The sequence below is a fragment of the Pseudonocardia sp. MH-G8 genome (genome assembly GCF_002262885.1).
Classification (GTDB): Bacteria; Actinomycetota; Actinomycetes; order Mycobacteriales; family Pseudonocardiaceae; genus Pseudonocardia.
In genome coordinates, this window is record NZ_NKYF01000001.1 from 810,275 (window position 1) to 828,228 (window position 17,954).

Here is a 17,954-nt window from a genome sequence, read left to right on the forward strand (position 1 = left end):
GACCGTCAGGTACGACTCGCACCGATCACCAACTCGTGATCGGACCGAAGCGCACACCACTGCCCCAGCGACCACCGCCACGTACGACTCGCACCGATCACCGAGGTGCGAGCGGGTCGGCCCGCAGCCACCGTCACGTACGACTCGCGGTGTCCACATCCGAGCCGCGCACCACTGTGGTGCGCGGCACGGACGGATCAGTGCTCCCGGCCGGCTACGCCGGGATCGTCAGGTCCGCGATCCGCGCGCGGTGGACGCCGGCGTCGCCCCACTGGGCGGCGAGGCGCTTGGCGCGCTTGTAGAAGAAGTGCGCCTCGTGCTCCCAGGTGTACCCGATGCCGCCGTGGTACTGGATCATCGCCGCCGTCGACTGGAGGGCCACGTCGCTTGCCTTCGCCTTCGCCACGCTGACGGCCAGCGGCGCGTCCGGTAGCCGCTCGTCGACGGCGTGCGCGGCGTAGAGCGCGGCGTGCTCGGCCATCGTCACCCCGACGTGCAGGTCGGCGAGCGCGTGCTTGATCGCCTGGAACGAGCCGACGGGCACGCCGAACTGCTCGCGCTCCCGGTCGTAGGCGACGGTCCGGGTGAGCGACTCGCGGGCGATGCCGACCAGGTCGGCCGCGACGAGCACGGTGGCCCGGTCGACCAGCTCCTCGACGGCCTCCGCGCTCGCGCCGGGCAGCGTCTCGCCCGCGCCCGCGTCGAGGTCGGCCAGTCGGGTGGTGCCGTCGTAGGAGCCGCGTGGTGTTGCCGTGGCGCCCTCCACCAGCGCGAGGCCCTCGCCCGAACGCGCGACCACGACGTCGGCCACCGCCCCGTACTCGACGGCCGGCAGCACGCCCGGCGCGGCGCCCCGCAGGGTCAACGCCCCGACGGCCTCGCCCGCGGCGAACCGGGGCAGCCAGGCCGCCTTCTGCGCGGCGGAGCCCACGAGCCGGACGGCCTCGGCCGCCAGCACGGTGCCCCGCCACGGGCCGGGCGCCACACCCGCGCCCAGCGCCCGGGCGATGACCTGCGCCTCGACGAGTCCGAGGCCGAGGCCGTCGTGCTCCTCGGGCACGAGGGCGGCGAGCCAGCCCTGCTCCCCCGCTGCCTTCCACAGCGCGTCGGGGTTGCCATCGGACTCCGGTGCCTCCACGACGGCGCGCACGGCGTCCAGGTCGAACCGCTCGGCGAGGTACCCGCGCACCGCGGCGTCGAACTCGCGCTGGTCCTCGGTGAGTGCGAAGAACATGACCGGCTCCCTACCGAGGCAGGCCGAGCACGCGCTCGGCGGTGACGTTGCGCTGCACCTGCGACGAGCCGCCCCAGATCGTGACCGACCGGGACCACATGGCCTGCGCGTGCAGCGGCCGCAGGTCGATGCCGTCGACCGCGTCGAGCGTGGCGTCCTCGCCGAGGACGTGGTCGTAGACCTCCCAGAGGTCCTGGAACGCCTCCGACCACTGCAGCTTGGTCATCGACGCCTCGAACCCGAGGTCGCGGCCCTGCTCGACCTGGGTGAGCACGTGCATCGCGTGCAGCCGCAGGCACTCCAGCTCGGTGAGCACCCGGGCGAGCTCGTCGCGCACCACCGGGTCGCGGTCGCGGCCGAGCTTCCTCGCGACGGCGGCGATCTCGTCGTACTGCCGCCGGAACTCGGTGTACTGCGCGATCCCGGACGCGCCGCGCTCGAACGACAGCAGCAGCATCGCCGTGCGCCAGCCGTCGCCGATGTCGCCGAGGGAGTCGGTGACCGGGACGCGGGCGTCGTCGAAGAACACCTCGCCGAACTCGCTCGCCCCGCTCATCTGCTTGAGCGGGCGGGCGTCCACGCCGGGCTGGTGCATGTCGATCAGCAGCATCGAGATGCCGCGGTGGCGCTGCGAGCCCGGCTCGGTGCGGACCATGGCGAAGATCTTGTCGCCGTGCACGGCGTTGGTGGTCCACACCTTCTGCCCGTTGACGACGAAGTCGTCGCTCTCCCCGCTGCCGTCGCGCACGCCGCGGGTGGAGATCGCCGCGAGATCGGAGCCTGCGCCGGGCTCGGAGAAGCCCTGGCACCAGATCACCTCGTTGCGCAGCAGCGGGCCGATGATCTCCTTCTTCTGCGCGTCACTGCCGATGGCCATGACGGTGGGCGCGAGGAAGGTGAGGCCGAGCGCGTTGACGGTGCGCGGTGCGTTCGCCTGCACCGTCTCCTCGTCGTAGATCGCCTTCATGCCCGGTGTGCCGCCACGCCCGCCGTACTCGGTGGGCCAGGAGATCCCCGCGAACCCGGCGAGGGCCTTGTCGCGCTCCCAGTCTCGGCGCACGCGGAAGCTCTCGTCGTCGCCGAGCGACTCCCAGAACCCCGGACGCGTCCACTCCGGCGGGATGTTCGCCTGCAGCCACGACCGCAGCTCGCGACGGAAATCCTCCTCCGCCTGCGTGTAGGTCAGATCCATCGCGGCCTCCTCGCACGCTCGGCGCTCCTCACCCGGCCCCACCCTGGCATACCCACGGGTAACCAGCGTGGTGCGGCCGAATCACCTGACGGTGGGTGAGCGAGATGTCCGTTCACAGGTACGCTCCGCACATGCACACTGAGCGGGTGACGGTGAGCCTGCCGGCCGAGCTCGTGGCCGAGGCTCGAGACGCCGTGCGGCGGGGCGCCGCACGCAGCATGTCTTCCTACATCGCCGATGCCGTGTCCGCACGGCAACTGCGGGACCGATCGCTCGCCACCCTGGCCGACCTCTACGGCGGTCCGCCACCTCCCGACGAGCTCGCCGAGGCGCGGCGGACGCTGCGTCTGATCTCGCGCGCGGCCGCCGTCTGATGTCGGCGCCGGCCCGTGGGGTCGCCGCATGATCGGCGGACGGGTCCTCGACGCCTCCGCCCTCGTCGCGTTCGCCATCGGACGTCCGGTCTACGTCCGGGCCCTCGTCTGGGCGGCGGTCGAGGAGAACATCGTGCTGGCCGTACCGAGCACCGCGCTCGGGCGCGCCTGGGCGCTGCTCGAGCCCGAGCACCACGCGGCGCTGGAGGTCCTGCTCGGCCTGCCCAACACCGTGATCGACGAGTTCGGCCCCGCGTCCGCGCAGGAGTCCGGGCTGCTGCTGGCCGCGTCGGGCCACGACGACATCGTGGCGGGTCAGGTCGCCTCGAGCGCGCGGCGCCGCGGCTGGCCCGCCGTCACCGGCGAGCCGGGCACGTTGCGCAAGCTCGACGCGTCGGTGGCGATCGAGGAGCTCCCCTGACGGAGTCAGGCGGTCAGGCGGGCACGCAGGTGGCCGAGTGATCCCTCGTCCACGCCGTTGGCCAGCAGCCAGCCCGCCGATCCGCCCACTCCGTTCGTGCCGTACTCGGCGTCGAGGTGCGCGAGGACCGCTGCCATCGCCTCCGCCCGCGGGAGGTGCGGGGTGAGGTCCTCCGGCATCGGCTCGCCGGACGCGGCCGTCCAGCGCCGGAACATCGCCTCCACCTGCTCGGCGGAGAGGGCGTAGTCGGCCACCACGGCGGCGCGCTCGACCCCCACCGCGTCCAGGACGAGCGCCACGAGCACGCCGGTGCGGTCCTTGCCCGCCGCGCAGTGCACCAGCGCGGGGCCCGCGTCGACGGCGGCGAGCCTGCGTACGCCGGTGACGACGTTGTCCGCGCGGTCGCGCAGGTAGCCGAGGTAGTTGTGCACCAGCGGGTCCACGTCGTCGGACTCGGGCAGCTCGCGGCCCTCCTCCGGGATGAAGGACAGCGCCACGGTCTCGACGCCGGCGCGCGCGACGGGAGTGGGACCGTCCCGGTCGATCTCGCGCTGCGTGCGCAGGTCGAGCACGAGCCGCAGCCCGAACTCGTCGACGAGGTGGGTGACGTCGGCCGGTGTGCAGTGCCGCAGCGATCCGCTGCGCAGCAGGACGCCGGAGCGCGTCGTGCCGCCGTCACGTGTCGGCAGCCCTCCGACGTCGCGGACGTTGTCGAGACCTTCCAGGGCGAGCCAGCGCTCCACGGGTGCAGCCACACCGCCACCCTCGCCCATCGGAGGCCCGACCCGCCAGAGGCGGGACGCGCCCCGCGCGCGCATACCCCGCAACGGTGCGCGGGCCGACCCCGGAGCGTCCGACACGGCCGATCATGCGGCGGCCGGTCATCCGCCTGTGCGCGCAGGTCCCCGCTGTGCGGAGCGATCATGGCGCGGGCGCCGGGCGAGGAAGGACCGCCACCGGGCGCACGTGCCGGGCGAGTGCGCGACACCACACCGTAGGCTGCGGCGGATGAGTGGCCAATGATGGTCACACAGTGACGCCGCCCGGACCCGAGGAACTCGATGACGGACCCCCGCGCCAATTTGATCCGCCAGCAGCTCGCCGACCTCGGCAGGCGGCATGCCGCCGAGGAGAGCGGCGGTGCGGCCACGCCGCGCAACACCCGAGTGCTCGTGATCGGGAACTTCGGCAACGGCAACACCGGTGACGAGGCGATGCTCGCCCGCACGCTGCAGGAGCTGCCGGAGGACACCGAGATCCGCGTGGTGTCGCGCAACCCGCGGATGGTGGAGGCGCTGCACCGCGTTCCGGGTGTGCCGATGGAAGGCCTCGCCTTCGTCAAGGCGCTCAAGTGGTGCGACGGGATCGCGGTCGTGGGCGGCGGGTTGTTCGGGACCGGGGCGTCGTCCCTGGTGAAGGTGCTGCCGGCGATCGTCTGGGCCGCCACGGCCCGCGGCCGTGACATCACCTACCTCGCCATCGGCGTCTACCCGGGCACGCCGGAGCGGGTGCTCGACCTGCTGCGTCGCTCGGTGCGCAAGCCCGGCCGCATCAGCGTGCGTGACGAGGTGTCGGCCGCCACCCTCGGCGACCGGATCGTCGCGCCCGTCGTCGGCGATCTCGCCATGGGCCTCAAGTCCGCCCCGCCCGCCGATGCCCGGCGCGCGCTGGCCGCCGCGGGCGTCGACCCGGCGGTGCCGCTGCTGCTCGTGGCACCCAAGGCCCTGCCCAACCCGATCCTGGTCGACGCGCTGCAGGACGCGGCGGAGATCCTCGCCCGCCGCTGGATCGAGCGCGGCGGCGCCGTCGCCGGGCTCGCGATCAGCACCCACGCCGACTACGGCCTCGGCCTGGCCCGTCGCGACGAGATCCTGATCGGCGAGCTGGGCCAGCGGCTCGGACGCCCGGTGCCGGTGATCGGGCCGCAGCTGCCGCCCTCGCTCGCCAAGGCCGTCGTCGGAGAGGCCGACGCGCTGTTCGGCCTGCGCATCCACTCGCTGGTCTTCGCCGTGTCCACCGGCGTGCCCTGCCTGGGCGTGGGCTGGGAGGAGCGCACCACCGCGTTCCTGGCCGAGCACGAGCAGTCGGCCATCAGCACCCGCCCGCCGATGGAGGACCTGCACAGCTGGGTCGACCAGACGCTCCCGGCGCGCTGGTCCGCCCGCCCGAGGCTCCTCTCCTCGTAGCCCGACGTCAGCAAAGCCACCTTCACGTCATCTGGCGTCCTGAAGGTGGCTCTACCGACATTGCCTCTGCAGCCCATGTCCCGGACCCGATGATCACCGGGAGGGGTGGATCGGGACCACCGCAAGGTGCGCACGCACCCAGCAGGGACGGGCTCGTCCGGAACGGGCCTGGGCCCGCGCCGGGGGGCCGCCCACCCAACCCCGATATTCGGCAGTCCTGCCAACCCGGCCACCCCGCCGACGTGCAGGAACAGGGGCACGGCCTTGATCAGTGAGAATGGCGTGAGGGCGACAGATCTGTCGCTCTCACACCACTCCTGCCGATCATGGCAGCGAGCCGGCGTGCGAGGAGTACATCAGCCCGGTTGCGAGGACCTGACGTACGGCTCGGACCGATCACGCCGCCCCCGACACGATCCCGCCGCTAGACCCCGTCAGCCGGCGTCCGCCGCAGCATCGGGGGGAGCAGGCGCGCGCCAGGGCCCAGGTCCGACACCCGGTCGTCGGGGTTGTACAGCCGGCAGCGCTGCAGCGAGAGGCACCCGCAGCCGATGCACGAGTCCAGGCCGTCACGCAGGGCGACGAGGGCCTGGATCTGCTCGTCGAGCCGTCCGCGCCAGGACTTGGACAGCCGCGACCAGTCCGACTTCGTCGGCGTCCGCCCGTCGGGCAGCTGGTCCAGGCCGGCACGGACCTCGTCGAGGCCCACGCCGATGGTGCGGGCGGCGCGGATGAAGGCGAGCCTGCGCAGCACGGAGCGCTCGTAGCGGCGCTGGCCACCCGACGTGCGCGTGGTGCGCAGCAACCCTTCCCGCTCGTAGTAGCGCAGTGCCGACTGCGGGAAGCCGCTGCGGTGCGCCACCTCCCCGATGGTGAGGAGGTCCTTCGTGTCCATCCCGCGCGCCACCTTCCTTGACCTCAACCTGACTTCAAGTAGCACCGTACAGGCATGACCTGCGCACCCGCCATCGTCACCGGGGCCACGAGATGAGCACCGCCCGCGACGAGCCGCCGGGGCTGCGGGCCGGCGAGCCGGCGGAGGCGAGGGGGCTCGCCCGCGACGAGGTCCGCCTGCTCGTGGCCCGCGAGCGCAGCCCGCTGCGGCACACGACGTTCCGGGCGCTGCCGGCCGCGTTGCGCCGGGGCGACCTCGTCGTCGTCAACACGTCCGACACCGAGCCGGCCGCCGTCGACGGCCGGCGCCCCGACGGGTCGCCCGTCGCGCTGCACGTCTCGGGACCGGCACCCGACGACCTGCACGTCGTCGAGTTGCGGAGGCCGGACGGCCGCCGCGTGACCGACGCGGTGGCGGGCGAGTGCGTGCGCCTGCCGTGCGGGGTGGTGGCCACCTTGATCACCGGCCACCCGGACCCCCGCGTCGTCTCCGGCAACGGGCCGTGGCGGGCGCGCATCCCGGTCGCAGGCGGCCTGCGCGCGTGGTTGGCGTGCACGGGTCGCCCGATCCGCTCACCGCACGTGTCGCAGGAGTGGCCGCTCGAGGCCTTCCGGACCGTGTTCTCCCAGCCCGAGCCGGAGTTCGGCAGCGCCGAGATGCCGAGCGCGGGCCGCCCGTTCACACCCGAGGTCCTGGACGGCCTGCGCACGCGGGGTATCGGCCTGGCGCGGCTCGCCCTGCACGCCGGGATCTCGTCCCCGGCCGCCGGCGAGGCGCCGCTGCCGGAGCGCTACCGCGTGCCCGCGGCCGCCGCGGACGCGGTCAACGCGGCGCACGCGGCCGGTGGGCGCGTGGTGGCCGTGGGCGCGACGGTCGCGCGCGCCCTGGAGACCGTGGCCGATCCGGCGGGTCGCGTCGCGGCCGGGGCCGGTTGGACGCACCTGCTGCTCGGGCCCCACCGCGGAGCCCGGGTCGTCGACGGCCTGCTCACCGGTTGGCACGATCCTGCGGCGGCACACCTGCCGGCACTGCTCGAGACGATCGCGGGCGCACGTCTCGTGGAGCGCGCCTACGCCGCCGCCCGCCAGCACGGATACCGGTCAGAGGAGTTCGGGGACTCCTGCCTCCTGCTCCCTGCGTGCTCCACTCGTCGCGCTCAGTGACCGCTCGTCGGAGACGGTCGAAATGCCCCTCGGTTGCCTCTAGCCGACGAACGGCAGCTCAGCTGCGGTGAACTGCAGGTGATCCTCTTGTCTCCACGCAACTACTCGGCATAAAGTGTCGCCCAGCGTCACGATCTGATCACGAGCGCAGCAGGACCGGGCTCCCCACCCGGTCCCCGGACCCCCGACCGGCAGCGCCGCGAGAAGGTCGCTCCCCAGCGCTGAAAGGGTTTGCTACGTGGCAGGTCACCGCTCCCCCCGTGGTGTTCGTGCGTCTCACACCTCTCAAACCGGCCGCCACCAGGCGGCCCACCGGCCGGCTCCGGCCGGGCCCTCGCTCGGCACGACCGTGCTGGCCACCACCGCCGCCGTCGGCGCCGTGGCCACCGGCGCTTTCACCGCACTCCTCCCCACCCCGGCCGACGGCACGACCACCACGGCCGCCGCTGACGCTCCGTACGACACCGTCCTCGCGGCCGAGAGCAGCGAGCTCGAGACGGCCGCGGAGTCGACCCGGTTCTCCACCGCCGTGCTCCCCGTCGAGCTCGCGGCGGAGGCCGTTCCGGCCGACGAGCACCTGGCCCGCCTCGTGCAGGGGGCCGAGATCGCCGAGCTGCACGCGGAGCAGGCACGCGAGGAAGCCCGGATCGAGGCCCTGATCGAACGCGGCGGCGTGGACGGCTGGATCGCTGAGGCCCTGCAGACCCTCGAGCTGCCCCAGGACCTCGCCTCCGGCGTCAAGAAGATCGTCATGGCGGAGTCGGGCGGTAACCCGCGCGCGATCAACAACTGGGACAGCAACGCCGCCCGCGGCACCCCGTCCCAGGGCCTCATGCAGACGATCCCGTCGACCTACCGGCACTACGTGCACCCCGAGTTCGAGGGCCGGTCGATCACCGACCCGGTCGCCAACATCACCGCCGGGGTTCGCTACATGATCGACAACTACGGCGTGGACACCCTCGAGGCTGGCGGCCGCAGCAACGGCTCCGGGAGCTACGTCGGGTACTGAGCGGGCCCAGGGCCTCGATCGCCCGGGTACTACCGCCCCACCGCGCCCCTTCCGCCCCGAGCTGCAGGGGCTCCGCGCGCTGGCCGTCGCACTCGTCGTCCTCCACCACGTCTGGACGGGCCGGGTCTCCGGCGGCGTCGACGTGTTCTTCGTGATCTCGGGCTTCCTGCTGACCGGGCAGCTCGCCCGCGCCGCCGGCCGGGGCCCGCTCGAGCTGCGCCGCCGGTGGAGCCGCATGGTCCTGCGGCTGCTGCCGGCCGCGGCCACCGTGTTGATCGGCACCGTCGTCGCGGGGGCGGTGCTGCTGCCCGAAGGCCGCTGGAACCAGACCGTGCGCGAGGTCGTCGCCACGGTGTTCTTCGTGGAGAACTGGCAGCTCGCCGCCGACGCCGTGGACTACGCCGCCCGGTCGAACACCACGAGCGTCGTGCAGCACTTCTGGTCGCTGTCCATCCAGGTCCAGTTCTTCGTGGTGTGGCCGCTGCTCGTCGCGCTGGTGGCACTCGTCGCGGGGAACGCCACCCACCGCCTGCACACGCACCTGACGCTGGTGCTGCTCGGGGTGTTCGGCTGCTCCCTCAGCTTCTCCGTCGCGCTCACCGCGGCCGACCAGCCCCAGGCGTACTTCCACTCGCTCACCCGGGTGTGGGAGTTCGCGTTGGGCGGGCTCCTGGCACTGTGGATCGATCGCGTCCCGTGGACGCGCGGCGAGCGCGTCGCGTTCGGTTGGATCGGGGTGATCGGCCTGCTCGCCTGCGGGTTCGTGCTCGACGGCGCCTCCGTGTTCCCCGGCTACGCGGCGCTGTGGCCCGTCGTCTGCGCGCTGCTGGTGCTGCAGGCCGGTGTCACGCGCTCCCGCTACGGCGTGGACCGGTTCCTCACCTGGCCGCCGGCGCGGCGGCTGGGCGACCTGAGCTACCCGCTCTACCTGTGGCACTGGCCGGTGCTCATGCTGTTCATGGTGGCCCGGGACCGGGACAGCGTCGGATTGCTGGGCGGTCTCGCCGTGATCGCCCTCTCGGTCCTGCTCGCGGTGTTCACCTCCCGCGCCGTGGAGGACCCGGCCGTGCGGCTGCCCATCGGCGTCGGCGACACGTACCGCTTCGGCGCCGCCACCGTGACGGTCGTCCTGATCGCCGCGTCGCTCTGGCAGCTCGCCGCCACCCACCGGGACCGTCCGTCCGACGGGCTCGGTGGGCCCGAGAACCCCGGCGCCGTCGCGCTCGTCGACGGCGCCCCCGAACCGGGTCCGCTGCTCCCGGCGCCCGTGTCGGTGTACGAGGACTGGGTGCGGGTCGACGAGTGGGACTGCTCCCCGCTCGCCGGGTTCCGCACCGACGTCTGCACGCAGCCGGTGGAGGCGCCGCCGAGCCGTCGGGTCGTCGTGGTCGGGGACTCCCACCTCCAGCAGTTCACCGGGGCGCTCATCCCGATCGCCGCGCAGCACGGCTGGCAGCTGACCACCATGCTCCAGGGCGCGTGCCCGTTCTCGACGGCGTCGGAGGTCGACCCGGAGAACGCCGAGTGCCTCGCCTGGAACGACGCGGCGGCGGCCGAGATCGCCGCGATGCGGCCCGACGCCGTGGTCACCCTCGCCAGTCGCGACGTCCGCAGCGACCGCACCGAGCAGACGCCTCCCGGCTTCGTCGAGCGGTGGCAGCAGCTGGACGAGCTCGGCATCCCGGTGCTCGCCGTGCGCGACAACCCGAGGTTCGACTACTCGGTGCCCGACTGCATGCGCCAGGAGGGCCGCGATGCGCAGGCGTGCGGCGCGGACCGCGACGACATCTACGCACCCGAGCCGCCCTACGCCCGTCGCGAGGGCGTGCCACCGAACGTCACCTTCCTCGACCTGGCCGACTTCGTCTGCGACGAGAGCCGCTGCCCGGCCGAGATCGGCAACGTCCTGGTCTACCTCGACGACAACCACCTCACGGCCGCCTACGCCCGCACCCTCGCGTTCGTGATCGAGGACCGGGTCGTCACCACCGTCGGCTAGCGAGCGGGCCTCTCTACGCGGGCGTGTGGACCGGCCGCGCCCGCTCCCCGCCGACCGCGACGACGTCCCCGGATCGCAGCTGCGCACCCCGGCGCGTCTCCAGCCGCCCGTTCACCTGGACCTCCTCGGCCTCCAGGAGCTCCCGCGCGTGGGCTCCGTGCTCGGCGAGCCCGGCCAGCTTGAGGAACTGGCCGAGCCGGATGGGGTCCTCGGCGATCGGGACGTCCTGGATCGGTGCGCGGCTCATCCGCCCATCGTCTCTCACCGTGCCAGCATCGCGATGACGTCGGCCGTGGACCGCACGTCCCCGAACGTGCGGTAGACGGTCCGCAACGACGCGTTGTGCGCCGAGTCCAGCACGTCGGCCGTCGCGTCGGCCACGAAGATCACGCGGTGGCCGAGCGTGGCGGCGTCCCGTGCGCTGGACTCGCAGCAGACGCTCGTCACCGTGCCCGTCACGAGGACGGTGTCGACGCCCCGCTCGGCCAGGGCGGAGGGAAGGGTGGACCGCCCGGGGAAGAAGGCGCTGGACGCGCTCTTCTCCGCCCAGACGTCTCCCGGCTGTGCGTCCAGGCCCGGCCACAGGCGCTCGGGCAGCGGGCCGGTGCCGCCCGACCCGGCGAACGCCGCCGCCACGGCGTCACCGAAGAAGCCGACCGCCCAGTCCGTGGCAGGAGCGACCGCGGGCAGTACCCACGCCACCGACGCGCCGACCGCGCGGGCCGAGGACGCCAGCGCGTTGACGTTCGGCACGATGCCGTGGAAGTACGGCCCGGTGTCGGCGAAGAACGCCACCATGTCGATCACGACGAGCGCGGTCCGGGCCGGATCGAGCGTCTCGTAGGCGTGCCGGCGCCCCCGCCGCGACTCCTGGCGGGCGTACTCGCGCTCGGGGATGGACCAGTCGTGCGGCGCGCTCGTCACCCGCCGAGCATCGCACCTAGATTTCCGCATGTGATCGTCGCGCGCTCGATCGTCCTGTTCCTCCTCGCCGCGGTGGCCGAGATCGGCGGTGCCTGGCTCGTCTGGCAGGGCGTGCGGGAGCACCGCGGCCTGCTCTGGATCGGCGCCGGGGTGCTGGCTCTGGGCGCATACGGGTTCGTCGCCACGCTGCAGCCCGACCCGAACTTCGGGCGGATCCTCGCCGCCTACGGCGGGGTCTTCGTGGCCGGCTCCCTCCTGTGGGGCGTCGCGGTCGACGGCTTCCGACCCGACCGCTACGACGTCGTGGGCGCCGTGATCTGCCTCGTCGGGGTCGCCGTGATCATGTATGGGCCGCGCGGGGCCTGAACGGCGCCGCAAACGGGTTGGCCCGCGGTCCCGCGAGGGTCAACCTCGTCCCATGGTCGATCAACCCCTCGAGCACGATGCCGCGCAGCACTGGGAGTCCCACGCCGCCGAATGGACCCGGTGGGCGCGCGAGCCCGGCCACGACGTGTTCTGGTCCTACCGCCGGCAGTTCCGCGAGTTCGTCCCGGCACCCGGCGCCTCGACGCTGGAGATCGGGTGCGGCGAGGGACGCATCTCCCGCGAGCTCACCGACCTGGGCCACCGGGTCACGGCAACCGACATCTCCCCCAGCCTGCTCGCCGCCGCCGAGGAGGCCGGCTCCGCCGACCGCTACCAGGTGGCCGACGCCGGCGACCTGCCCTTCGACGACAACGCGTTCGACCGCGTGGTGGCCTACAACGTGCTGATGGACGTCCCCGACATGCCGGCGGCCGTCGCGGAGGCCGCCCGCGTCCTGGCTCCCGGCGGCCGCCTGACCGTCTCGATCGTCCATCCCTTCATCGACCGCGGCGCGTTCGCCGACGACGGGCCCGACGCCGTCTTCGAGGTCGGGGGCAGCTACTTCGACCGCGAGCACTTCACCGGCACCGAGCAGCGCAGCGGGCACGTGATGCACTTCGCCGGCTGGTCCCACCCGTTGCGCGGCTACACCGCCGCCCTCACCGACGCGGGACTGGCGATCACAGCCGTGCACGAGCCGCGTCCGAGCGAGGCGGGCGACGACCGCGCCGCGGTCTCCCGGTGGAACCGCCTGCCCCTCTTCCTGTGGCTCAACTGCGCGCACCTGGCCTGACGGGGTCCGTTCAGGACCGCGGCTTCTGGGAGAGGACGCCGGCCACCACGACGACGAGCAGCGCGGCGGCCGGGACCACGACCAGACCCAGGCGCAGGCTGCTCGCGTCGGCGACGGCGCCGACGACGGGCGGTGACAGCAGGAAGCCCAGCCGCATCAACCAGGAGACGATCGTGAGGCCCGTGCCGGGCTTCAGGCCCGGGAGCTCGTCGGCCTCGTGCATCGCCGCGGGCACCAGCGTGGCCACGCCCAGCCCGGCCGCCGCGAACCCGAGGATCGTGCCGGGGACGGTCGGGTAGGCCAGGGCGAGTGCCATGCCGCCCGCGGCCACCAGCCCGCCGGCGCGGGCGACCGTGCGCTGCCCGAACCGGTCCACGAGCCGGTCGCCGCACAGGCGCCCGACGAACTGCGCGCCCACCAGGGCGATGTAGCCCCAGGCAGCGACGGCGACCGGGGCGGCGAGCGGGCCGGAGAGGTAGATCGCCGCCCACGAGTTGCCCGCGTCCTCCACGACCGTGGCGGCCATCGCGATCAGCACCAGCGCCGCGACGACGAGGACCGTGCGGGTCCCGATGGCCCGACCGCCCCTTCCGGATGCGCTCCCGCCGTCGGCCACGGTCCCGTCGACGGGTTCCACCTCCGGGCCCGGGAGGCAGAACCGCAGGGCCACCAGCGCGACGACGGCGAACAGCGCCGCGGAGACCGACAGGTGGATCCCCCGCGGCAGGCCCGCGGCGATCGCTTCGGCGGCCATCGCCCCGCCGGTCACGGCTCCGATCGACCAGACCGCGTGGAAGGAGTTGATGATCGAGCGCCCGTACCGGCGCTGCACCCGCAAGCCGTGGGCGTTCTGCGCCACGTCGGTGACCGCGTCCATCGCGCCCGCCAGGAACAGCGCGGCGGCGAAGGCCCAGACCGACGGAGCGACACCGGCGACCAGCGCGCCCGCACCGGTCAGCACCGTGCCCGCCGTCGCCGCTCTCGCCGACCCGAAGCGGCGGACGAGCACCCCGGCCGCCGCCCCCGCGATGATCGCGCCGGTGGGGAACGCCGCGACCGACAGTCCGTAGACGGCGTTGCTGAGCCCGAGGTCGGCCTTCACCTGCGGGTAGCGCGGGATCAGGTTGGCGAACAGCGCCCCGTTCGTGAAGAACAGCGCCGCCACCGCGGCCCGGGCACGACGGTCGGCCAGGCCGGGGCGGGCCACGGACTCCACGCTCATGCGTACGATCGTACGCATCAGGCTCGGCGCGCGACCTGTGAGTGCTGTCGCACGGGAGGCACGACCATGACCGGGAACGAGCGCACCACGCCGACCCGCCGCTTCGACCCGCACCGGCGCGACCGGATCATCGACACGTGCCTCGACGTCATCGCCGAGGCCGGCGTCGCCGGCACCTCCCACCGCCGGGTGGCCGCGGCCGCCGGAGTGCCGCTCGGGTCGATGACCTACCACTTCGCCGGCATCGACGAGCTCCTGCACGAAGCCTTCACGCGCTTCGCCCACTCCGTCAGTGACCGGTTCGCCCAGCACATGACCGCCGCCGACGACCTCGCCGCCGCGCGGCGCGCCGTCGCCGACCTCATCACGCGCCACACCCTGGCCGACCAGCGCGACCTGGTCCTGACCCAGGAGCTCTACACCCTGGCCGCCCGCGACCCCCGCTACCGCCGGATCACCAACGCCTGGATGGCGCGCAGCCGCGCCGCGCTCGAGCAGCACTTCGACCCGACGACCGCCCGCCTGCTGGACGCGCTGATCGAGGGCCTGACCCTGCACCGCGCCCTCGACACCGAGCCCCACGACAGCGCCACCGTGCTCGACGCGGTGCACCGCATCACCGCGGCCCCACGGATGGGCGGAACGTGAGCGCTGTCGGAACTTGAGCTGAGGGCCGTCCGGGCATGCGAAAACGGCCCTCAGGAGGATCTCCTGAGGGCCGTTCACGTAGTAGCGGGGGTAGGATTCGAACCTACGACCTCTGGGTTATGAGCCCAGCGAGCTACCGAGCTGCTCCACCCCGCGCCGTTGGTGTAACTCTTTGCTGTTGTGACTCGAACAGTACACCTCCCCGAAACGCCCCTGCAGGGGGGGTCCCCTTAGGTCCGGGACACCCGCTGACCAGGGCCGGAGCGGAGCCGGGCCGGATTGGCCGTGATCGCGCCGGTCGCGCCGGGCAGCCGAGGATCTGCCGCCACGCGCCCTGATCCCGCGCACGCTGCCCCGACGCCCGCGACGACTCCCGCCGCGCCGCATCCCGTCCGCGCAGGGAGACACCGAGACACGTCGGGGCCGTACTGCCGCTCAGATGGTCCGAGCAGAGCAGTACGGCCCCGAGGTGTGCCTCTGTGAGGCGTGGGGTCAGCCGCCCGGCGAGGGAGCCGGTGCCTGCCCGTTCGCCTGCTGGAACTGCTGGACCGCCGCGTCCAGGGCCTGCAACGCCCGGCCCTGTGCCGCGAAGTCACCGCTCTGGTTGGCCGCGCGGAGGTCGCTGATGGCCTGCTGGATGGACGCGGCCGCCGTGGCGACCTGCGGGTTCGCAGCACCCGGCGTACCCGCGGGAGCAGGCGTGCCGCCCTCCGCCGGTGTTGCCGGTGCACCGGGTGCGGTGGGCACCGCGGCGCCGGCGCCGGCGCCGAACACCTGGTCGAGCGCCGCCTGCAGACCCGGGGCGAAGCCGACCCGGCCGTTGTAGAAGACCAGCACCCGGGCCAGCTGCGGATAGCTGCTCTCCTGGTTGGCCCGCTCGATGTACACGGGTTCCACGAACAGCAGGCCACCGGCCACGGGTAACGTCAGCAGGTTGCCGTACTCGACCGTGCTCTGCCCGTTGCGCGAGAGCAGACCGATCTGCTCACTCACCTCCGGCGAGCTGATGAGCCGGCTCTGCACGAGTTGTGGGCCTTGGGTCGTGGTGTTGTCGGGCAATCGGAGCAGGGTCATCTGCCCGTACGTCTCCGGATCGGAGCTCACCGAGAGGTACGCGGACAGGAACTCGCGTTCCTGGAACACGAGTGCGCTGGTGAGCTGGAACGTCGGATCCGTCGAACCGGGTTCCCCCGGCTGTCCGGCCACGATGTAGTACGGCGGCTGCGGCAGCGCGCTCCCGCCGCCCCCCGCGTTCTGCGGCGACGGGTCGGACGGCACGTTCCAGAACGACACGTTGTTGTAGAAGTCGCCCGGCGTGTCGACGTGGTAGCGCGTGAGCAGCTGGCGCTGGACCTTGAACTGGTCCTCCGGGTACCGCAGGTGCGAGCGCAGGCTCTCGCTGATCTCGCCGGCCGGCTTCACCGATCCCGGGAACGTCTTCATCCAGGTCTGGAGCACGGGGTCGGTCTCGTCGAACGCGTACAGGTCGACCGTGCCGTCGTAGGCGTCGACGGTGGCCTTCACCGAGTTGCGCAGGTAGCTGATGTCACGGTCGAGTTCCGGACGGACGCCACCCTGGCCGGGCTGCAGTGCGTCGGCGGTCGACTCACCCAACGGGGTGCGTTCCGCGTAGGGGTAGTTCTCGAGCGTCGTGTAGCCGTCGACGATCCACTTGATGCGCCCGTCCACGACCGCGGGGTACGGGTCACCGTCGGTGGTGAGCCATGGCGCCGCCGCCTTGACGCGGTCGGCGGGATCCCGCACGTACATGATCTTCGAGTTCTCGTTGATCGAGCTGTTGAACAGGATGTTCCGCTCGCCGTAGAACAACGCGAAGGCCAGCCGGTTGACGACGTTGCCCAGCGACACACCGCCCTGGCCGGTGTAGGTGTAGCGCTCGGTGTCGGAGTCGTACTCGACGGGGGGCCCGCCCTCCTCGGCCCCGACGATCGAGTACGTGTCCATCAGCTCGCCGTAGTAGGTGCGTGGCTCCTGCACCTGGAGGCTCTCGGGGACGTCCGGGTTGTCGGCCGTGCCGGTGTCGACGCTGGTGAACACCGGCAGCCCGCCCTCGCCACCTTGGTCCTCGAGCTCGGCGTTGATCTCGTTGGCCGGCGCGGTGACCATCCCGTTGCCGTGCGTGTAGACCAGGTGCTGGTTGATCCACTCGGTCTGGTTGCCGGAGAGGCCGCTGGTGTCCAGCTCCCGCAGCGCCACGACGAGGTCCTGCATCTGGCCGTCGATGTCGTACCGGTCGATGTCGAGCTGCGCGGGGAACCCGTAGAAGGCACGCAGCTGCTGGAACTGGGTGAAGGTCCGCTCGACCTTCGCCGGGTCCAGCAGCCGGATGTTGGGGATCGTCGCCGTCTCCGCGCGCACCTCGGCCGGCGTGGCCTCCGACTGCCCGCTGTAGGAGATCTCGTTGATGTCGGTGAGCCCGAACGCCTGCCGCGTGGCGGCGATGTTGCGCTCGATCGAGAGCGCCTCGCGCTGCTGCGCGTTGGGCGCCACCGAGAACTGCTGCAGCACCTGCGGCCAGGCCGCGCCGATCAGGACGCTGGACAGCACCAGCAGCACGGTGGCGATGGCCGGCAGCTGCAGGTTGCGGCGGAACACCGCCGCGAAGAAGGCCGCGGCGCAGATCAGCGAGATGAACAGCAGGATCAGCTTCGCGGGCATGACCGCGTTGAGGTCGGTGTAGGTGGCACCGGTGAAGATGTCGCTGCGCTGGCTGAACAGCAACTCGTAGCGGTCGAGGTAGTAGGCCACCGCCTTGAGCAGCACGAACACGCCGGCGATGATCGCGAGCTGCGCCCGTGCGGCGGACGAGACCTGGCCCGCCCGCCCGGTGAGCCGGATGCCGCCGAAGATGTAGTGCGTGACCAGCGAGACCACGAAGCTGATGGCGACGGCGACGAACAGCCAGTCCAGCACGTAGCGCAGGAACGGCAGCTGGAACGCGTAGAAGCTGACGTCGATGCCGAACTCGGGGTCGGTGACGCCGAACGGAGTGGAGTTCAGGAACATCTGGACGGTCTGCCAGTCGCCCTGCGCGGCGAGGCCCGCGATCACGCCGATGACCACGGGGATGCCGATGGCGAACAACCGCAGCCGCTGGATGATGACCGTGCGGTAACGCGCGATCGGGTCCTCGGGGCCGCTCACCGGCACGAAGACCGGCCGCGTGCGGTAGGCGATCCACAGCGACAGCGCCACGAGGCCGCCGATCAGCAGCGCGCCGACCAGGAACTGCACGATCTGGGTGAACAGGACCGTGGTGAACACGCCGCGGAAGCCGACCTCGCCGAACCACAGCCAGTCGACATAGAAGTTGATCAGGCGTGAGCCGCCCAGCAGCAGCAGCACCAGCAGCCCGGCGACGGCGAGCAGGATCCGGGTTCGGCGGGTCAGCGACGGGGCTCCCGCCGGGGGCCGCATGGCCACAGGGCACGCTCCAGCTGTTCGGGTGTGGGCTTCGAGGCGCCCTCCCGGCCCGGTGCGGCAGCGACCTGCTCAGATCGCCCC

17 protein-coding genes and 1 tRNA gene are annotated in these 17,954 nt (G+C 72.6%); 9 read left to right on the forward strand and 9 right to left on the reverse strand.

Going from position 1 to position 17,954, the window contains the following annotated elements:
• Positions 1 to 214 precede the first annotated feature (214 nt).
• Positions 215 to 1,234 (reverse strand): acyl-CoA dehydrogenase family protein, encoded by a 1,020-nt coding sequence (locus CFP66_RS03820; protein ID WP_094920354.1) that lies wholly within the window; start codon positions 1,232 to 1,234, stop codon positions 215 to 217.
• A 10-nt stretch (positions 1,235 to 1,244) separates the two neighbouring features.
• A complete protein-coding gene (locus CFP66_RS03825) occupies positions 1,245 to 2,426 on the reverse strand; it encodes an acyl-CoA dehydrogenase family protein (protein ID WP_094920356.1) in 1,182 nt (393 codons plus the stop codon).
• A 131-nt stretch (positions 2,427 to 2,557) separates the two neighbouring features.
• Between CFP66_RS03825 and CFP66_RS03830 the strand changes: the two genes are divergently transcribed.
• Both CFP66_RS03830 and CFP66_RS03835 read left to right on the forward strand, forming a co-directional pair.
• The gene (locus tag CFP66_RS03830) at positions 2,558 to 2,800 is read left to right on the forward strand and encodes a hypothetical protein (protein ID WP_094920359.1); all 243 of its coding nucleotides are present in this window, start codon (positions 2,558 to 2,560) and stop codon (positions 2,798 to 2,800) included.
• A 28-nt stretch (positions 2,801 to 2,828) separates the two neighbouring features.
• Positions 2,829 to 3,221 (forward strand): hypothetical protein, encoded by a 393-nt coding sequence (locus tag CFP66_RS03835; protein WP_094920362.1) that lies wholly within the window; start codon positions 2,829 to 2,831, stop codon positions 3,219 to 3,221.
• Positions 3,222 to 3,226: 5 nt separating this feature from the next.
• Here the strand turns inward: CFP66_RS03835 and CFP66_RS03840 are convergent, their stop codons facing one another.
• On the reverse strand, positions 3,227 to 3,976 hold the full coding sequence (locus CFP66_RS03840) for a tyrosine-protein phosphatase (RefSeq protein WP_304528753.1): 750 nt from the start codon (positions 3,974 to 3,976) through the stop codon (positions 3,227 to 3,229).
• Positions 3,977 to 4,282: 306 nt separating this feature from the next.
• On the opposite strand from CFP66_RS03840, the gene CFP66_RS03845 reads away from it, so the two are divergent.
• A complete protein-coding gene (locus tag CFP66_RS03845) occupies positions 4,283 to 5,407 on the forward strand; it encodes a polysaccharide pyruvyl transferase family protein (protein WP_094920363.1) in 1,125 nt (374 codons plus the stop codon).
• A gap of 424 nt (positions 5,408 to 5,831) precedes the next feature.
• Here CFP66_RS03845 and soxR read toward each other — a convergent pair whose 3' ends face one another.
• The gene (gene soxR, locus CFP66_RS03850; RefSeq protein WP_094920365.1) at positions 5,832 to 6,302 is read right to left on the reverse strand and encodes a redox-sensitive transcriptional activator SoxR; all 471 of its coding nucleotides are present in this window, start codon (positions 6,300 to 6,302) and stop codon (positions 5,832 to 5,834) included.
• Between the two features lie 92 nt (positions 6,303 to 6,394).
• On the opposite strand from soxR, the gene CFP66_RS03855 reads away from it, so the two are divergent.
• The 3 genes from CFP66_RS03855 to CFP66_RS03865 all read left to right on the forward strand — a co-directional run bounded on the left by CFP66_RS03855 (position 6,395) and on the right by CFP66_RS03865 (position 10,476).
• Entirely contained in the window at positions 6,395 to 7,465 is a 1,071-nt protein-coding gene (locus CFP66_RS03855; protein ID WP_094920366.1) for an S-adenosylmethionine:tRNA ribosyltransferase-isomerase, read from the forward strand.
• A gap of 349 nt (positions 7,466 to 7,814) precedes the next feature.
• The gene (locus CFP66_RS03860; RefSeq protein ID WP_094920368.1) at positions 7,815 to 8,477 is read left to right on the forward strand and encodes a transglycosylase SLT domain-containing protein; all 663 of its coding nucleotides are present in this window, start codon (positions 7,815 to 7,817) and stop codon (positions 8,475 to 8,477) included.
• Positions 8,478 to 8,538: 61 nt separating this feature from the next.
• A complete protein-coding gene (locus CFP66_RS03865; RefSeq protein WP_233159201.1) occupies positions 8,539 to 10,476 on the forward strand; it encodes an acyltransferase family protein in 1,938 nt (645 codons plus the stop codon).
• Between the two features lie 13 nt (positions 10,477 to 10,489).
• On the opposite strand, the gene CFP66_RS03870 is transcribed toward CFP66_RS03865, so the two are convergent.
• Positions 10,490 to 10,723: an RNA-binding S4 domain-containing protein gene (locus tag CFP66_RS03870; protein ID WP_094920372.1), complete on the reverse strand. Its 234-nt coding sequence runs from the start codon at positions 10,721 to 10,723 to the stop codon at positions 10,490 to 10,492.
• Between the two features lie 14 nt (positions 10,724 to 10,737).
• The gene (locus tag CFP66_RS03875) at positions 10,738 to 11,400 is read right to left on the reverse strand and encodes an isochorismatase family cysteine hydrolase (RefSeq protein ID WP_233159116.1); all 663 of its coding nucleotides are present in this window, start codon (positions 11,398 to 11,400) and stop codon (positions 10,738 to 10,740) included.
• 30 nt (positions 11,401 to 11,430) lie between these two features.
• Here CFP66_RS03875 and CFP66_RS03880 point away from each other — a divergent pair, with 30 nt between their 5' ends.
• Together CFP66_RS03880 and CFP66_RS03885 are read left to right on the forward strand one after the other, a co-directional pair.
• Positions 11,431 to 11,766 carry a YnfA family protein gene (locus CFP66_RS03880; RefSeq protein ID WP_094920376.1) on the forward strand — a complete coding sequence of 112 codons (336 nt, stop codon included), beginning with the start codon at positions 11,431 to 11,433 and terminating at the stop codon, positions 11,764 to 11,766.
• A 52-nt stretch (positions 11,767 to 11,818) separates the two neighbouring features.
• Positions 11,819 to 12,559: a class I SAM-dependent methyltransferase gene (locus CFP66_RS03885; protein ID WP_094920378.1), complete on the forward strand. Its 741-nt coding sequence runs from the start codon at positions 11,819 to 11,821 to the stop codon at positions 12,557 to 12,559.
• A gap of 10 nt (positions 12,560 to 12,569) precedes the next feature.
• Here the strand turns inward: CFP66_RS03885 and CFP66_RS03890 are convergent, their stop codons facing one another.
• Complete coding sequence (locus CFP66_RS03890; RefSeq protein ID WP_094920379.1) at positions 12,570 to 13,781, reverse strand: MFS transporter; 1,212 nt, start codon at positions 13,779 to 13,781, stop codon at positions 12,570 to 12,572.
• A 66-nt stretch (positions 13,782 to 13,847) separates the two neighbouring features.
• On the opposite strand from CFP66_RS03890, the gene CFP66_RS03895 reads away from it, so the two are divergent.
• Positions 13,848 to 14,429, forward strand: a complete 582-nt coding sequence (locus CFP66_RS03895) for a TetR/AcrR family transcriptional regulator (RefSeq protein ID WP_094920381.1) — start codon at positions 13,848 to 13,850, stop codon at positions 14,427 to 14,429.
• An 82-nt stretch (positions 14,430 to 14,511) separates the two neighbouring features.
• Here the strand turns inward: CFP66_RS03895 and CFP66_RS03900 are convergent.
• Both CFP66_RS03900 and CFP66_RS03905 read right to left on the reverse strand, forming a co-directional pair.
• A tRNA-Met gene (locus CFP66_RS03900) sits at positions 14,512 to 14,585 on the reverse strand.
• Positions 14,586 to 14,921: 336 nt separating this feature from the next.
• A complete protein-coding gene (locus CFP66_RS03905; protein ID WP_198961228.1) occupies positions 14,922 to 17,867 on the reverse strand; it encodes a UPF0182 family protein in 2,946 nt (981 codons plus the stop codon).
• Positions 17,868 to 17,954: the final 87 nt, after the last annotated feature.